A 15,206-nucleotide genomic window follows, 5' to 3' on the forward strand; every position below is an offset into this window, starting at 1 on the left:
ACTCTCGTGCTAACGATCTACAACACACTCAGCAAGACCAAAGAGGTCTTCAAACCGCTGGATGGCAACAAGGTGCGCATGTACGTGTGCGGCATGACCGTGTACGACTACTGCCACATCGGCCACGGCCGCAGCATGGTTGCCTTCGACCTGGTGACCCGCTGGTTGCGTTTCAGCGGCTATGACCTGACCTATGTGCGCAACATCACCGACATCGACGACAAGATCATCAATCGCGCCAACGAAAACGGCGAGTCGTTCGACGCGCTGACCGAGCGCATGATTGCGGCGATGCACGAGGACGAGGCGCGCCTCAACATCCTCAAGCCCGACATGGAACCGCGCGCCACGGACCACATCCCGGGCATGCACGCGATGATCCAGACCCTGATCGACAAGGGTTACGCCTACGCACCGGGCAATGGCGACGTGTACTACCGCGTCGCCAAGTTCATGGGCTACGGAAAGCTGTCGCGCAAGAAAATCGAAGACCTGCGCATCGGCGCACGCATCGAAGTCGACGAAGCCAAGCAAGACCCGCTGGATTTTGTGCTGTGGAAAGGCACCAAGCCCGGCGAGCCGAGCTGGGAGTCGCCCTGGGGCGCCGGGCGTCCGGGCTGGCACATCGAATGCTCGGTGATGTCCACGTGCTGCCTGGGCGAGACCTTCGACATTCATGGCGGCGGCAGCGACCTTGAGTTCCCGCACCACGAAAACGAAATCGCCCAAAGCGAAGCCGCCACCGGCAAGACCTACGCCAACGCCTGGATGCACTGCGGCATGATCCGCATCAATGGCGAGAAGATGTCCAAGTCCTTGAACAACTTCTTCACCATTCGCGACGTGCTGGAAAAGTACCACCCGGAAGTGGTGCGGTATTTGTTGGTGTCGAGCCACTATCGCAGCGCCATCAACTATTCGGAAGATAACCTCAAGGACGCCAAAGGCGCTCTGGAGCGGTTCTACCATGCGTTGAAAGGCCTGCCATCCGTGGCGCCGGCGGGCGGTGAAGCGTTTGTTGAGCGCTTTACCCAGGTGATGAACGACGACTTCGGTACGCCGGAAGCCTGCGCGGTGCTGTTCGAGATGGTGCGTGAGATCAACCGGTTGCGTGAGAGTGATGTCGACGCGGCCGCTGGCCTTGCTGCCCGCTTGAAAGAACTGGCCAGCGTGCTGGGCGTGTTGCAGATGGAAGCCGATGACTTCCTGCAAGCCGGCGCTGAAGGGCGTGTGGATGCGGCTGAGGTGGATGCGTTGATTCAGGCGCGTTTGACTGCTCGGGCGAACAAGGACTGGGCGGAGTCTGACCGGATTCGTGACCAACTGACCGCGATGGGTGTGGTGTTGGAAGACGGGAAGGGTGGGACGACGTGGCGGTTGGCTGATCAAGCCTGATCGGTAAACGCTGAATAAAAAACGCCCCGACTGGTTCGGGGCGTTTTTTTGTGCACCGCTTTAACGGCTCACTCTATCCACTGTGGGAGCTGGCTTGCCTGCGATAGCGGTGTGCAAGTCACCAAAAGGCTGGCTGATAGACCGCTATCGCAGGCAAGCCAGCTCCCACATTTTTTTACCGTGTTCGCCTTCAGGCCTGATTGAGGGTCAGTGCCTTCTCGACCAATAACTGGATCCCCTCCAGCATTCGGGAAATCCCCAGCGCCACGCTGCGAGGATTGCCGTCAATCTCAAAAGCCAAATGGCTCGCCAGCGCTTGTACGGATGCAAGATCCTCTGACGCGTTGACCAACAGTGTCTCTACGTCTAATCCTTCACGCACGGTAAACACACCGTGGTCCTCAGCTGACGGCTCTGGTTTCTCGGATGGATTCAGATAGTGGTTGATCGCTCGATGAGCTGCGGCGTGAAGCGAGGATGAATCCGGCGGCGGATTCGGACTGTCTTTAATCATGGCAAAGCTCCTAGAGTCATGGAGCCACTACCCATCGCTGCGAAACGATACCCGGGTGGCAGCTGTACGCAGGTTCGCAGACCGGGACTCTAGGCACCCGGCATACCCGAAGGTATCCCGCGCACAGCCGCCATAACATCAGGCATAAAAAAGCGCCCGCTATCTTTAGGTGGACGCTGTGCGTCTAGAGTTTAACCGGGCTGCGAAACCCGGTCGCTGAATTTGCAGCGACCGCCGAAGATTAAGGGGCCATCTTCCGACGGGCAACCCTAAAATACTGTCGGAAATTTCAGGGAATCAATGCTTTAACATTGACCTTTCCCATGCTCTGCGTGGGAATGCATCCATGACGCTCCGCGTCACCCCTGCGCAGGGCTTGAGTCTCGTCTCAGAGATCACATCCACATGTGGGAACGGGCTCGCTTATGTACTGCTCGTTTTAAAATGCCGAAAAAATCTTCGCATTGTCGATCTGCAGCCAGCCCGCTGAATTCAAGCACTTACTTTTCAGTAAGCCCATAACCTTTTCGTGCGTTCTTGTGGGCTGTCCGCGCCGTTCCTATCCTGAGTACCTACCGATCATTCAGGAACACCGCTCATGACCCTCACGCTCCCCGCGCCCATCACCCGTTACTTTGCCGCAGACGCCACGGAGGGCGCCGACTTGGCTCAATGCTTTACCCCGAACGCCGTGGTCAAGGACGAGGGCCATACCTACACCGGTTTGTCCGCGATTCGGGCCTGGAAGGCCGGCACTGTCAACCAGTACACCTACACCAGCGAGCCGTTTGCCTGCGAAGTAATAGACGCCAGGATATTGGTCACCAGCCATTTGGTGGGTGACTTCCCCGGCAGCCCGCTGGACCTGCGTTTTTTCTTTGGTCTGGAAGGCGACAAGATCGCTTCACTGGAGATTCTGGTATGAGCTTTGACCTCGGCCTAAAAGGCCTTCGCGCATTGGTGACAGGCGGTACCAAAGGCATCGGCGCTGCGGTGGTGGCCGTGTTGCATGACCAGGGCGTGCAGGTGATATCAGTCGCGCGCTCGGCGGCGGACTCAGCGCCTCACGGTGTGCACTTTATCGCGGCTGACTTGGGTACGGCGGACGGTTGCACACGTGCGACCGACGCCATCCAGGCTGATTTCGGTGGTGTCGATATCATCGTCAACGTGCTCGGCGGCTCCAGCGCGCCAGGCGGCGGGTTTGCGGCGCTGGACGATGAGCAGTGGTCGAGTGCGCTGAACCAGAACCTGCTGGCAGCGGTGCGAGTGGACCGGGCGTTGTTGCCGGGGATGCTGGCGCGTGGGGCAGGGGTGATTATTCATGTCACCTCAATTCAGCGCGAATTGCCGTTGCCGGAGTCGACCACGGCGTATGCCGCTGCCAAGGCCGCGTTGGCAACCTACAGCAAGAGCTTGTCGAAAGAAGTCACGCCCAAAGGTGTGCGGGTGGTGCGCGTCTCCCCAGGTTGGGTGGAAACCGACTCGGCGGTTGCACTGGCGGAACGCCTGGCGCAGGAGGCAGGCACTGATTACGAGGGTGGCAAACAGATCATCATGAAGTCGCTGGGAGGCATTCCTCTCGGGCGTCCCGCCAAGCCAGAGGAAGTCGCCGACTTGATCGCCTTCCTGGTATCGCCGCGCGCCGCTTCGATCAGTGGCACTGAATATGTGATCGACGGTGGCACCGTCCCCACGGTCTAGTTCACGGGCTTGGCGGTGTGCCACTTGAGCAGGCCGTCCAGCACCGGGCACAGGCTCTGGCCCCACTCGGTCATTCGGTACTCCACCTTTGGCGGCACCACCGGGTAAACCGTGCGATGCACCAAGCCATCGGCTTCAAGCTGGCGCAGTTGCTGTGCCAGCATTTTCTGAGAGATATCCGGGATCAACCGCTCAAGGTCTGAATAGCGCTGCACCTGGCCGCCGAACAGGTGGAACAGAATGATCAGCTTCCAGCGGCCATCGAGCCAGTTAAGCGTTGTTTCGACGTCAGCGGCTGCTGCGAGAGGGGTGTAGGTTTTGCTCATCGGGTACATCCTTGGGTATTTTAGAAAGTTGCCATTTATTTTGATCCTTCGCTCGCGGGGCGTCGGAACGATCTGGCGGATGTTTCTGGATGTTATTTCAGCTTGAAGTTTGATGTGTCGGGAAAAACTCCCGCGACTGAGACAGCTATGAGCCTACACAAAGTATGGAACGTTCCGCGTCTGCTTTACCACTGAGCGAGTCAGGGCCCTGTGGGCTTCGTCAATCAGTGGAGAGTGTTGAAGATGTGGAATCCAGGAGTGGCGGTGAGTGGAGGCGCGTTTTACGCGCCAGTCAAGGCGCAACCGGCGCCGGCGCCTGCCACGCTTGCGGCCGATGTTGCTGCAGTGAAACAGCTGGTGAATGAGCTATCTCACGCGAGGCCAGGCTCCAGTACGCAAACGGCTCAACACTTGTCCGGCCGGTTGAAATTGCTCAGGGAGAAGATGGATGGCGGCTCCTCCAGGAATGAACTGAATAAACTGATTCGTGCCCTGGACGAATCAATAGCATCTCACGCCGCTAGCCGTCACACCCTGACGTAACAGGTGCACGATCAAGGTCATTCGCGCGGTGCTCACCATGGTCGTACGCTCAACCGGCACACATTTCAGAATCCAGGGCGTACGTATAACCCGGCACCCACTCAACCTGTCAGCCAACATGACTACTTCACCACCCAGAGCAGTCCTGGCAGGAGACCCGGTGTGGGCATCGAAGCCGGCAATATCTGGAGTGGATTCAGTCAGGGGCCGACCAAGGAGAACTGCATCACGGTTGCGGCCATAAAGGCTGCGATGATGAAGTTTGGCCAGAAACCTGCCGACATTTTCAATCAGGTGAGGGTGGCGGGGGATGGCTACGACGTAGAAATGCGCGATGGTTTCCGGCTTCACCTGTCCAAAAGCGAGTTGGCGCAGGCCGCAAACGTATCTGAATTCGAGGGGGGCGACGCGGCGATGCTGGCTGATGCGCATTTTCTGTATGCCGCCAGCGCCAAACGGGCGCAATGGGAAAATAACGACGGTTATGCCAGAAAGAGCTTTGGCCATGCGTTATACAGCATCAACGACAGCGAACCCGATCGAGCGAATGGGTTACTGCGCCTGGGTCTCAAAGCTCACATTCAGATAACCAGTGTCGCAAACCTTGCGAGGGGCCAATTGGGCGTTGTGACTCACGGCGTTCCCGTCAACGGCCAGATGGTGGGGCATTCCCTCGCCGTGATTAATGGGCGCGAAGAAGTGTGGGGCAGGCAAGGCGGCCATCCGCCAACCAACATTTACGCAAATGCATTGGCGTTGATTTGATAGCGGATTAGCCTGACCGTTTACGCCCCGGCCGGTTCGGGGCGTTTATCAAGACGGAGCGCGTGATGTTCACGATGCAAATTCTTTTTCTTGATTTATGAAGGGCGAACACTACCCAAAATACCCAATTATTTTGACGCAGCGCGAATCGTAGCTTTAGATGGTCGCCACGACCTAAGTCATGATGAAACTGGCGGTAATTTAAATGGATTGTATTTTCTGCAGCATTGTTCAAAAGACCTCCCCAGCCCACATCCTGTGGGAAGACGACCAGCACATGGCTTTCCTCTCGATCTTCCCCAACACCCCGGGTTTCAGCGTGGTAATCCCCAAGCAACACTACGGCAGCTACGCGTTTGCACAGTCGGATGAAGTGCTCGCCGGGCTTGCGGTGGCGGCCAAGAAAACCGCGCTGCAGATTGACCGCGCGTTTCCCGATGTGGCGCGTACAGGGATGATGCTGGAGGGGTACGGGGTGGATCACCTGCATGCGAAGCTGTTTCCCATGCATGGGACGGGTTCGGACAGTGCGTTCAAGCCGTTGAGTTCGAAGGTGGACAAGTTTTTCGAGGCTTATGAAGGCTATATTTCGTCCCATGATCATGTGCGGGCGGATGATGCGGCGCTGGCGGAATTGGCGAAGCACATCAGATCTTTTGCCTAGCGAGAACCAAATGTGGGAGCGGGCTTGCTCGCGAAAGCGGGGCGTCAGTCACTGTGTGTGTTTCTGATACACCGCATTCGCGAGCAAGCCCGCTCCCACATTTTTTACTGTATTCGCCTGAGAAATCAGCGGCGGCTGCTGACTTCGGCGGGTACATCGTCACCGGCCATGCGCTTGCGGAACAGCGCCGTACGCGCCAACAGCAATGTGGTCACCGGCACGGTGATCGACAGCAAAATCGGAATCAGCCAGCCGTGCAACACCGGGCCGGACTTGAGCGTGGAAAAGTAAATAATCGACGCCAGCGCCACGCACCACGCGCCCAATGTCGAGGCTAGTGCGGGCGGGTGCATGCGCTGGAAAAAGTCCTTCATCCGCAACAACCCGATCGCACCAATCAGCGCGAATACGCTGCTCAGTAGCAGCAGCACCGCCACCATCACTTCCACCCATAACGGCATCATTCAATCACCTCGCCACGCAGCAGGAATTTCGCCAGGGCAAACGAGCCCACGAAGCCAAACAGCGCAATCAGCAGCGCCGCTTCAAAGTAGGTGTCACTGGCGTAACGAATGCCGAGCACCAGCATCATCAGCATCGCCAGGATGTACAGGTAGTCCAGCGCGAGTACCCGGTCCTGGGCCGAAGGGCCTTTGAACAGGCGCACCAGCGTCAGCACCATGGCCAGGGAGAACAGGAACAGGCTGAACAGGATCGCATTGGCGAGCAGGGCGCTCATTCGAAGATCTCCATCAGGGGCCGTTCGTAGTCGTGTTTGAAGTGCTGGATAAAGCGCGCTTCATCCTCCAGGTCGAACACGTGCAGCAACAGGATGCTGCGGTCCAGCGCCAGTTCCGACCAGACCGTGCCAGGCGTGACGCTGGTGATCATCGCCAGCACGGCCAGCCCGTTGGCGTCGCGCAGGTCCAGGGGAATTCTGATAAAGCCCGAATGTGGCGGCCGCGCGCCGCAGGTCAGGATGCCCCAGGCCACGGCGAGGTTGGAGATGATCACGTCACGCCCCACCCGGAAGAACAGACGAATGATCACCCCAGGGCGACGAATGCGGATCGGCAACGGACGCAGCGGCGCCATCAGCAGCGGCGCGAGCAAGCCCAGCAGGGCACCGAGCAACAGGTTGCCGGGGCTCATGGACAGGTTCAGCACCAGCCACAATAGCCACAACGCCAGCGACAACCATGGGGCAGGAAACAGGCGCTTCATGGCTGCACCTCCAGCGCGGCGGCCTTGGCTTCAGGGCTTGGCACCGGGCGTGTCGCCATGACGGCCATCACGTAGTTCTCGGGGTTGTTCAGGCTCTGGGCGGCGCCCTGGGTGTAGCGCATCAACGGTTCGGCCTTGAACGTCAGCAGCACGCTGAGGCCGAGCAGGAAGAAGATCGGCACGCACTCATAACGGCGCAGCAGGGGCGATGGGCGCTCTTCCGGGGTCCAGAAACGCTGGATCCCAAGGCGCGCGAAGGCGATCAGCGAGGCCAGCCCGGAGAGGATCAGCAGCGCCACAAGGCCCCACGCGGCAGGGCGAATCGGCTCATCCACCGCATTGCCCAGGCCCATCGGGTTGACCAGCGCACTCAACAGGCTGAGCTTGCCGATAAACCCGGACAACGGCGGCATGCCGATAATCAGCAGCGCACAGGCCACAAAGCTCAAGCCGAGGAACGCCATGGTCCACGGAATCACCTGGCCGACGACGGCTTTCTGTTCGTCATCAAGGTTCACGCCGGGACGCGGGTGCAGGGATTCCATGGCTTTGGGCAGCGCATCGATTTCCTCATCCAGCGGCAAATCGTTGGCCGAGCGCGAACGCTCGATCAGCTCGGCCAACAGGAACAACGCGCTCAATGCCAGGGTGGAACTGACCAGATAGAACAACGCGCCAGCGGTGAGGCTCGGTTGAGCAAAACCGACGGAAGACAGCAAAATTCCGGCCGAGACCAGAATGCTCAGGCTGGCCATACGCTCCAGCCTCTGGGCTGCGATCATCGCCAGTGCCGCGCAAATAATCGTCGCCATGCCGCCGTACACCAGCCAATCGCCGCCGAACAACGCCGAGGCACCGGCCTGGCCGGAGAACAGCAGCGTCCACAGGCGCAGCACGGTGTACACGCCGACCTTGGTCATGATCGCAAACATCGCCGCCACCGGCGCGCTGGCCGAGGAATAGGCGGGCGCCAGCCAGAAGTTCAGCGGCCACATGCCGGCTTTGGCCAGGAACGCCGTGGCCAGAATCGCCGCACCGGCGTGCAACAGGCCGCGATCGGCCTCAGGCACCAGCGGGATTTTCAGTGCCAGGTCAGCAAAGTTCAGTGTGCCGGTCACGCCGTAGATCATCGCCGCGCCAATCAGAAACAGCGACGAGGCCAGCAGGTTGATCGCGATGTAATGCAGCCCCGACGACACCCGCGCGCGGCCCGAACCGTGCAGCATCAAGCCATAGGACGCCGCCAGCAGCACTTCGAAGAACACGAACAGGTTGAACAGGTCAGCGGTCAAGAAAGCGCCGTACAACCCCATCATCTGAATCTGAAACAACGCGTGAAAACTAGTGCCCGCACGGTCCCAGCGCGCCATGGCAAACAGCAGCGCGCTCACGCCGATGACGCCGGTCAGCACCAGCATCAGCGCCGACAATTGGTCGACCACCAGCACAATGCCGAACGGCACTTGCCAGTTACCGGGCAGGTACACGCCAATCGAGCCGGGGCCACCTTTTTGCGTCCAGTACAGCAGCAGAATCGCGATGCCCAGGCCAAGCATGCTCGAAACCAGATTGATCTGAGCCTTAAGCGGCCGGCGCTTTTCGCCCAGCATCAGCATCAGGCCGGCGGTCAGCAGCGGCAGCAGGATTGGCGCGACGATCAGTTGGTTGACCCAATTCATTCCTTGGGCTCCCGGCCGTCTACATGGTCGGTGCCGGTCAGGCCACGGGAGGCCAGCAGCACCACCAGAAACAAGGCGGTCATGGCAAAGCTGATCACGATGGCCGTCAGCACCAGGGCTTGGGGCAAGGGGTCGGTGTAGTTGAGCAAGTCTTGCGGCACGCCGTCCTTGATGATCGGCTCTTTGCCGATGAACAGGCTGCCCATGCTGAAAATGAACAGGTTGACCCCGTACGACAACAGGCACAGGCCCATCACGACCTGGAAGGTCCGTGGCCGCAGGATCAACCAGACGCCGGAGGCCGCCAGGACCCCAATGGCAATTGCGATGACTTCTTCCATCAGGCGGCTCCTTCCGTAGCGGCAACGGCTTTGGCCTGGTTGCTCGGTTTGTGCGCCCGCACGGATTGGTGACCGAGGGCGGTGAGCATCAGCAGCGTCGAGCCGACGACCATGGCGTACACGCCGACGTCGAAGAACAAGGCGCTGGCGATATGGATGTCACCCAGCACCGGCAGGCTGAAATGCCAGGTATGGGTGGTGAGGAACGGGTACCCGGCGAACAACGCGCCGAGCCCGGTCAGCGTGGCTGAAAGCAGGCCGAAGCCCATCCAGCGCATCGGCCGCAGGCTCATCTGCGCCTCGACCCACTGCGTACCGGCGACCATGTATTGCAGGATAAACGCCACCGACATCACCAGTCCGGCGACAAAACCACCGCCCGGTTGGTTATGGCCGCGCATAAACAGGTAGAACGACACCACCAGCGCAATCGGCAGCAGCAGGCGCACCAGCACCGCCGGTACCATCATGAAGCCCAGCGCGGTATCGCTGGCCTGGCGCGGGTTGACCAAATCGGTCGCCACGTCCTGCGCCAGTTGGCGCTGTTGTGCGGGCAGTTGCATGCTTTCCCTGGACGGGCGGAAGCGTCGCAGCAAGGCGTATACGGTCAGCGCCACGGCGCCGAGCACGGTAATTTCGCCGAGGGTGTCGAAGCCCCGGAAGTCCACCAACATCACGTTCACCACATTGCTGCCGCCGCCTTCGGGCAGCGCGCGGCTCAGGTAGAACGAGGAAATGTCGTTGGGCGTCTGGCGCGTCAGCATCGCGTAAGAGAGCAACGCCATGCCGCCGCCGACCACGGTGGACAGCAGGAAGTCACGCAGGCGGCGAATTCGCGCCTTGCGCAGCGAGCCCGGCAATGGCGAGACTTCTTCGATGCGCCGTGGCAGCCAGCGCAGGCCCAGCAGGATCAGCACGGTGGTGACCACTTCGACCACCAATTGCGTGAGCGCCAGGTCCGGCGCCGAGAACCACACAAAGGTGATACAGGTCATCAGGCCGCACACGCTGACCATGGTCAGGGCTGCCAGCCGGTGGTACTTGGCTTGCCAGGCGGCGCCGAGGGCGCATGCGATTGCCAGCACCCACAGGGTCACGAACACGATGGAGCCCGGAATCTTCGGCCGGTCGCCCCAACTGAGGCCGCTGTTGAGCATGGGGATCAACCCGGCGATCACCGCTGCCAGTACCAGCAGGAACAACTGGGTTTGCAGGCGCTTGGTGCTCATGCGTTTTTCGATCTTGCGCACGCCGCGCATCATCACCACCAGGCTGCGCTCGAACATGCGCTTGCCATTGAAGTAGCTGATGATCGGCGGGTATTTGAAGCGGCCGCGCTTGAGTTGCTTGCGCAGCATCAGGTACAGCACCACGCCGCCACACATGGCCACCAGGCTCATGATCATCGGCGCGTTCCAGCCGTGCCAAATGGCCAGGCTGTATTCGGGCAGCACGCCGCCCACCACCGGCAAGGCGGCAGCGGCGAGGATTGAACCGACCACCTGGGCCGGGAAAATCCCCACCAGCAGGCAGGTGAACACCAGCAATTCAACCGGCGCACGCATCCAGCGCGGCGGCTCATGCGGGGTGTGCGGCAAGTCAGTGGCGGCGGGGCCAAAGAACACATCGACGGTAAAGCGCAGCGCGTAGGCCACGCTGAACGTGCCAGCGATGGTCGCAATGGCGGGCAGGGCGATTTCTACCCAGGCTGTCGACGAAATAAACACGGTTTCGGCGAAAAACATCTCTTTGGACAGGAAGCCGTTGAGCAATGGCACGCCCGCCATCGAGGCGCTGGCAACCATCGCCAACGTCGCCGTAAACGGGATCAACCGCACCAGACCGCTGAGCTTGCGGATATCCCGCGTGCCGCTCTCGTGGTCGATGATGCCCGCCGCCATGAACAAGGAGGCTTTAAAGGTGGCGTGGTTGAGGATATGGAACACCGCAGCGACGGCGGCCAGCGGGCTATTCAGGCCCAGCAGTAAGGTGATCAGGCCAAGGTGGCTGATGGTGGAGTAGGCCAGCAGGCCCTTTAGATCGTTCTGGAACATGGCGCAGTAAGCGCCGAGGAGGAGGGTAATGGCGCCGGCGCCGCCGACGATCCAGAACCATTCTTCGCTGCCGGACAGCGACGGCCACAGGCGGGCCAGCAGGAACACGCCGGCCTTCACCATTGTGGCCGAGTGCAAATAGGCTGAAACCGGGGTCGGCGCCGCCATTGCGTGGGGGAGCCAGAAATGGAACGGGAACTGCGCACTTTTGCTCAAGGCGCCGATCAGCACCAACGCCAGCATCACCGGGTACAGCGAGTGCGCGCGAATCTGATCGCCCGCCGCCAGCACTTGGTCGAGGTCATAGCTGCCGACGATATGCCCCAGCAGCATCACGCCCGCCAGCAGGCACAAGCCCCCGGCGCCGGTGACCATCAGGGCCATATACGCGCCGCGCCGCGCATCGGCGCGGTGGTGCCAATAGCCGATCAGCAGGAATGAAAACAGGCTGGTCAGTTCCCAGAAGAACACGATCTGGATCAGGTTGCCGGAGATCACTAGCCCGAGCATGGCGCCCATGAAGGCCAGGAAAAACGCAAAGAAGCGCGGCACCGGGTCGTCCGGCGACATGTAATAGCGCGCATACAGTGCCACCAGCGTACCGATGCCGAGCACCAGCATCGAGAACAGCCAGGCGAACCCGTCCATGCGCAACACGAAATTCAGCCCAAGGCTGGGCAACCACATGAATTCTTCGCGGATCACGCCACCGTGGGCGATCTGGGGGTAGAGCAAGGCGACTTGAACGGTGCCGATCAGCGCTACAAGGCCCGCCAGCAGCGATTCGGTGTTACGTGCATTGTGCGGCAGCAAGGCCGCCAGACAGCTGCCGATAAAAGGCAGAAGCAGTAGAACTATCAGGGACATAGGCTTCTAATCTGCGGGAGTTTGGGATGCATCATACGTGCCGCTTTCTCGATCACCAAACGGCAAGATGTGGCAGGATCCTACAAGGTAGGTCGAAACTTCCTATATGGAAGTGTTTCAAACCTGATCGTTCCCTGTGGGAGCCTTGCCCGCGATAGCCATCCAACCGGCGCCACAGCACTCGGACCTCAGCCCTGACGCTCCTGTTCCAACGCATCCTGCAGCTCGACAGCCTTCTGCGCCTTGGTCTTCATCTCACTCACAATCACCGCCGCCACAATCAACGCCGCCCCCAGCATCGCAATCGGCGGGAAGCGCTCGCCGGCAATCCGCCCGACCACGCCAGCCCACACCGGCTCCCCGGCATAAATCAACGTAGCGCGCGTTGGCGAAACACTCTGCTGCGCCCAATTCATCGCCACCTGAATCACCGCACTGGTCAAGCCCAGGCCCACCGCGCTGAACAATAGCAGCCATGAGAACCCCGGCAACCGCTCGCCCATCGGCACCACCATCATGAACGACAACACCGACGCCGTGGCCAGTTGCACCACCGTCACCCGGCGCACATCGACCTGCCCGGCAAATGCACTGATCAAAATAATCTCGGCGGCAATGGCGATTGCGCCGATCAACGTAGCGATTTCGCCGGGACTGAAATTCAGCGAGGCGCCCGCAGGCCCGGTCAACAGCATTAGCCCGGCAAACGCCAGCATGATGCCAATGCTCGGCATCAACCCCGGGCGACGGCCCAGCACCATCCATTGCAGCAGAGGCACGAACGGCACGTAGAGCGCGGTAATAAACGCCGACTGGCTGCTCAAGATGGTTTGCAAGCCAATCGTCTGCAGGCCATAACCAAACATGATCGCCACGCCGATAAACACGCCGGCCTTCAATTCAAACAGCGTCAGGTCACGCAGGGTGCGCAAGGAAAAGAAGCCCACCACAATCGCCGCTGCGGCAAACCGCAGGCCCACAAAAAACATCGGCCCGCTGACGGTCATGGCGTGCTGCACCAGCAAAAAGGTGCCGCCCCAGATCATGGTGATCACCACCAGAATGCATTCGGCTTTGCTGAAACGGTTGAAACGCGAAGGGGAGTTCGGGGCAGTCATGGCGGCTCGGTCTTGCAAGGGAAAGGCACGGACCGCACAATGCGCCGCACGCTGGGCAGTATACTGCGCACACCCACCCATTGAGCAATATAGTGCACAAAGAAAATCCACAACGGGCTTCGGTCCTGCAACACGTCAGCCAGAATGTCCGTCGGCTGCGCCATGCTGCGGACCTGAGCCAAACCGCGCTATCGGAAAAATCCGGCGTCAGCCGGCGCATGCTGGTGGCCATCGAGGCGGGCGAGAAAAACGTCAGCCTGTCCACCCTGGACCGCGTTGCCGAAGCTCTGGACGTGGCGTTCAGCGACCTGATCCAGGCCCCGGACGCGCCCGATCACAGCCGCATCAACGAACTGGCGTGGGCTGGTGATATTCCCGGCAGCAAAGCCGTATTGCTGGCCAGAGCCAATGCCAGGCGGGAAGTAGAATTGTGGGAAATGCGCCTGGAGCCGGGTGATCGCTACAGCCCCGAGCCGGACCCGGTAGGCTGGAGCGTGCAGCTGTTTGTGTTCGAAGGCAGCCTGACCCTGATCGTCGATGGCGACGAAAAACACGTCGCCGCCGGTGAGTTCTTTATGTTCGCCAGCCTTCACGCCCACGGCTATCGCAATGACGGCGAGGTGGCCGTGCGCTTCGTGCGCAATGTGGTGATCTAACTGTTCGCCCGGCAACAGTGGATCGACACTTTGCTGGTTTAACACGCGAATAACCGCCCGGTATTCACCGAACCCTCTGATTTTATTGCTTATTAAAATCGGGCACGACTCCTGCAATCCTCCGTTATCTCATTCGGAGCCTGGAGTCGGTCCATGTCAGCCCACCCTCAACACCCTGCCCATATCATCCGCTCGGACGCCGAAGCCATCGAGGTTGCCACGCGGTTAGCCGCGCGCTTTGCCCTCGACGCCAGCGTGCGCGACCGCGAGCGCCGCCTGCCGGTGGCTGAACTCGACGAATTTTCCGCCAGTGGCCTGTGGGGCATCACCGTTCCCAAAGCCTACGGCGGCGCCGAGGTGTCTTACGTGACCGTGGCCGAGGTGATCAAATTGATCTCCGCCGCCGACCCGTCTCTAGGGCAAATTCCGCAAAACCATCTCGGCGTGGTGGACATCCTCCTGCAGACCGCGACGGAGCAGCAAAAGCAGGATTACTTCGGCAAGGTCCTGCAAGGCTACCGGTTCGGCAACGCCTTCTCCGAAGCCAAAAGCAAAAACGCCGGCACCTTCGACACGCAAATTCGCGTCCACGGCGACACCGCGCAAATCAATGGCGAGAAGTTCTACTGCACCGGCGCGCTGTTCGCCCATATCGTGCCCACTGTCGGTAATAACGAAAACGGCCAGGCGTTTATCGCCTTCGTCGAACGCGATGCTCCGGGCCTCAACGTGATCGACAGCTGGGACGGCTTTGGCCAGCGCACCACCGCCAGCGGCGGCGTGACCCTCGACGGCGTCAGCGTGCCCCTGAGCGCGGTGATCCCTGCGCACCAGGCGTTCGACCAGCCCACCGCCAATGGTCCGATCTCGCAAATCATCCAGGCGGCGGTCGACACCGGCATCGCCGTCGGCGCCCTTGAACAGGCCAAGATCTACGCCCGCCAGGCGCGCCCATGGATCGACAGCCAACAGGATCACGGCTGGCAAGACCCGTTCACCATCGCCGCGATTGGCGACCTGCAGTGGCGCGTGCACGGCACCGAAGCCATCCTCGCCAAAGCCGGCAAGGCCGTGGACCTGGCCCTCGCCGAGCCGAATGAAGACACGGTGGCCAACGCGTCCTTTGTCGTCGCCCAGGCCAAAGTGTTGTCCGCCGAAACCGCGTTGCTCGCCAGCAGCAAACTGTTCGAACTGGCCGGTACCCGCTCGGTCACCGGCAAACACAACCTCGACCGTTTCTGGCGCAACGCGCGCACCCACACCCTGCACGACCCGGCCCGCTGGAAATACCACCTGATCGGCAACTTCGTGCTCAACGGCGTGAAGCCTGCGCGCCACGCCTGGAACTGAGGAGCT

The 15,206-nt window shown here is 60.6% G+C and carries 16 protein-coding genes; 7 read left to right on the forward strand and 9 right to left on the reverse strand.

All coding sequences use genetic code 11. The features are described 5' to 3' along the window. The first annotated feature begins 6 nt into the window (after positions 1-6). Entirely contained in the window at positions 7-1,395 is a 1,389-nt protein-coding gene (cysS, locus tag Q7C20_RS08065) for a cysteine--tRNA ligase (protein ID WP_375066680.1), read from the forward strand. Positions 1,396-1,585: 190 nt separating this feature from the next. Here the strand turns inward: cysS and Q7C20_RS08070 are convergent, their stop codons facing one another. Further along, a complete protein-coding gene (locus Q7C20_RS08070) occupies positions 1,586-1,909 on the reverse strand; it encodes a DUF6124 family protein (RefSeq protein WP_348060412.1) in 324 nt (107 codons plus the stop codon). A gap of 598 nt (positions 1,910-2,507) precedes the next feature. Here Q7C20_RS08070 and Q7C20_RS08075 point away from each other — a divergent pair. After that, entirely contained in the window at positions 2,508-2,834 is a 327-nt protein-coding gene (locus Q7C20_RS08075; protein ID WP_348060414.1) for a nuclear transport factor 2 family protein, read from the forward strand. Beyond that, entirely contained in the window at positions 2,831-3,613 is a 783-nt protein-coding gene (locus Q7C20_RS08080; RefSeq protein ID WP_348060416.1) for an SDR family oxidoreductase, read from the forward strand. Before Q7C20_RS08075 ends, Q7C20_RS08080 begins: the two co-directional genes overlap by 4 nt. Here Q7C20_RS08080 and Q7C20_RS08085 read toward each other — a convergent pair. Then, complete coding sequence (locus Q7C20_RS08085; protein ID WP_348060418.1) at positions 3,610-3,939, reverse strand: winged helix-turn-helix transcriptional regulator; 330 nt, start codon at positions 3,937-3,939, stop codon at positions 3,610-3,612. The genes Q7C20_RS08080 and Q7C20_RS08085 overlap by 4 nt on opposite strands. A gap of 705 nt (positions 3,940-4,644) precedes the next feature. On the opposite strand from Q7C20_RS08085, the gene Q7C20_RS08090 reads away from it, so the two are divergent. Both Q7C20_RS08090 and Q7C20_RS08095 read left to right on the forward strand, forming a co-directional pair. Beyond that, positions 4,645-5,247, forward strand: a complete 603-nt coding sequence (locus Q7C20_RS08090; protein ID WP_348060420.1) for a hypothetical protein — start codon at positions 4,645-4,647, stop codon at positions 5,245-5,247. A gap of 205 nt (positions 5,248-5,452) precedes the next feature. Next, complete coding sequence (locus Q7C20_RS08095; protein ID WP_375066681.1) at positions 5,453-5,911, forward strand: HIT family protein; 459 nt, start codon at positions 5,453-5,455, stop codon at positions 5,909-5,911. Positions 5,912-6,036: 125 nt separating this feature from the next. On the opposite strand, the gene Q7C20_RS08100 is transcribed toward Q7C20_RS08095, so the two are convergent. From Q7C20_RS08100 to Q7C20_RS08130, 7 genes are all read right to left on the reverse strand, one after another. Continuing rightward, positions 6,037-6,375, reverse strand: coding sequence for a Na+/H+ antiporter subunit G (locus tag Q7C20_RS08100; RefSeq protein ID WP_375066682.1), 339 nt, complete (start codon positions 6,373-6,375; stop codon positions 6,037-6,039). Beyond that, on the reverse strand, positions 6,372-6,650 hold the full coding sequence (locus Q7C20_RS08105) for a K+/H+ antiporter subunit F (protein WP_017527140.1): 279 nt from the start codon (positions 6,648-6,650) through the stop codon (positions 6,372-6,374). The genes Q7C20_RS08100 and Q7C20_RS08105 overlap by 4 nt, the downstream gene beginning before the upstream one ends. Next, the gene (locus Q7C20_RS08110; RefSeq protein ID WP_375066683.1) at positions 6,647-7,135 is read right to left on the reverse strand and encodes a Na+/H+ antiporter subunit E; all 489 of its coding nucleotides are present in this window, start codon (positions 7,133-7,135) and stop codon (positions 6,647-6,649) included. The genes Q7C20_RS08105 and Q7C20_RS08110 overlap by 4 nt, the downstream gene beginning before the upstream one ends. Beyond that, the gene (locus tag Q7C20_RS08115) at positions 7,132-8,814 is read right to left on the reverse strand and encodes a monovalent cation/H+ antiporter subunit D (protein ID WP_375066684.1); all 1,683 of its coding nucleotides are present in this window, start codon (positions 8,812-8,814) and stop codon (positions 7,132-7,134) included. Before Q7C20_RS08115 ends, Q7C20_RS08110 begins: the two co-directional genes overlap by 4 nt. Continuing rightward, positions 8,811-9,155 carry a Na+/H+ antiporter subunit C gene (locus Q7C20_RS08120; protein ID WP_003192163.1) on the reverse strand — a complete coding sequence of 115 codons (345 nt, stop codon included), beginning with the start codon at positions 9,153-9,155 and terminating at the stop codon, positions 8,811-8,813. Before Q7C20_RS08120 ends, Q7C20_RS08115 begins: the two co-directional genes overlap by 4 nt. Then, positions 9,155-12,076, reverse strand: a complete 2,922-nt coding sequence (locus tag Q7C20_RS08125) for a monovalent cation/H+ antiporter subunit A (RefSeq protein ID WP_375066685.1) — start codon at positions 12,074-12,076, stop codon at positions 9,155-9,157. The genes Q7C20_RS08120 and Q7C20_RS08125 overlap by 1 nt, the downstream gene beginning before the upstream one ends. Before the next feature lie 188 nt (positions 12,077-12,264). After that, entirely contained in the window at positions 12,265-13,194 is a 930-nt protein-coding gene (locus tag Q7C20_RS08130) for a DMT family transporter (protein ID WP_375066686.1), read from the reverse strand. A 92-nt stretch (positions 13,195-13,286) separates the two neighbouring features. Between Q7C20_RS08130 and Q7C20_RS08135 the strand changes: the two genes are divergently transcribed. Both Q7C20_RS08135 and Q7C20_RS08140 read left to right on the forward strand, forming a co-directional pair. Further along, a complete protein-coding gene (locus Q7C20_RS08135; RefSeq protein WP_375066687.1) occupies positions 13,287-13,850 on the forward strand; it encodes a helix-turn-helix domain-containing protein in 564 nt (187 codons plus the stop codon). 153 nt (positions 13,851-14,003) lie between these two features. After that, positions 14,004-15,200 (forward strand): SfnB family sulfur acquisition oxidoreductase, encoded by a 1,197-nt coding sequence (locus tag Q7C20_RS08140; protein ID WP_375066688.1) that lies wholly within the window; start codon positions 14,004-14,006, stop codon positions 15,198-15,200. Positions 15,201-15,206: the final 6 nt, after the last annotated feature.

Origin of the sequence: Pseudomonas sp. AMR01 (assembly GCF_041946035.1) — a bacterium.
Taxonomy (GTDB): Bacteria; Pseudomonadota; Gammaproteobacteria; order Pseudomonadales; family Pseudomonadaceae; genus Aquipseudomonas; species Aquipseudomonas antarctica_B.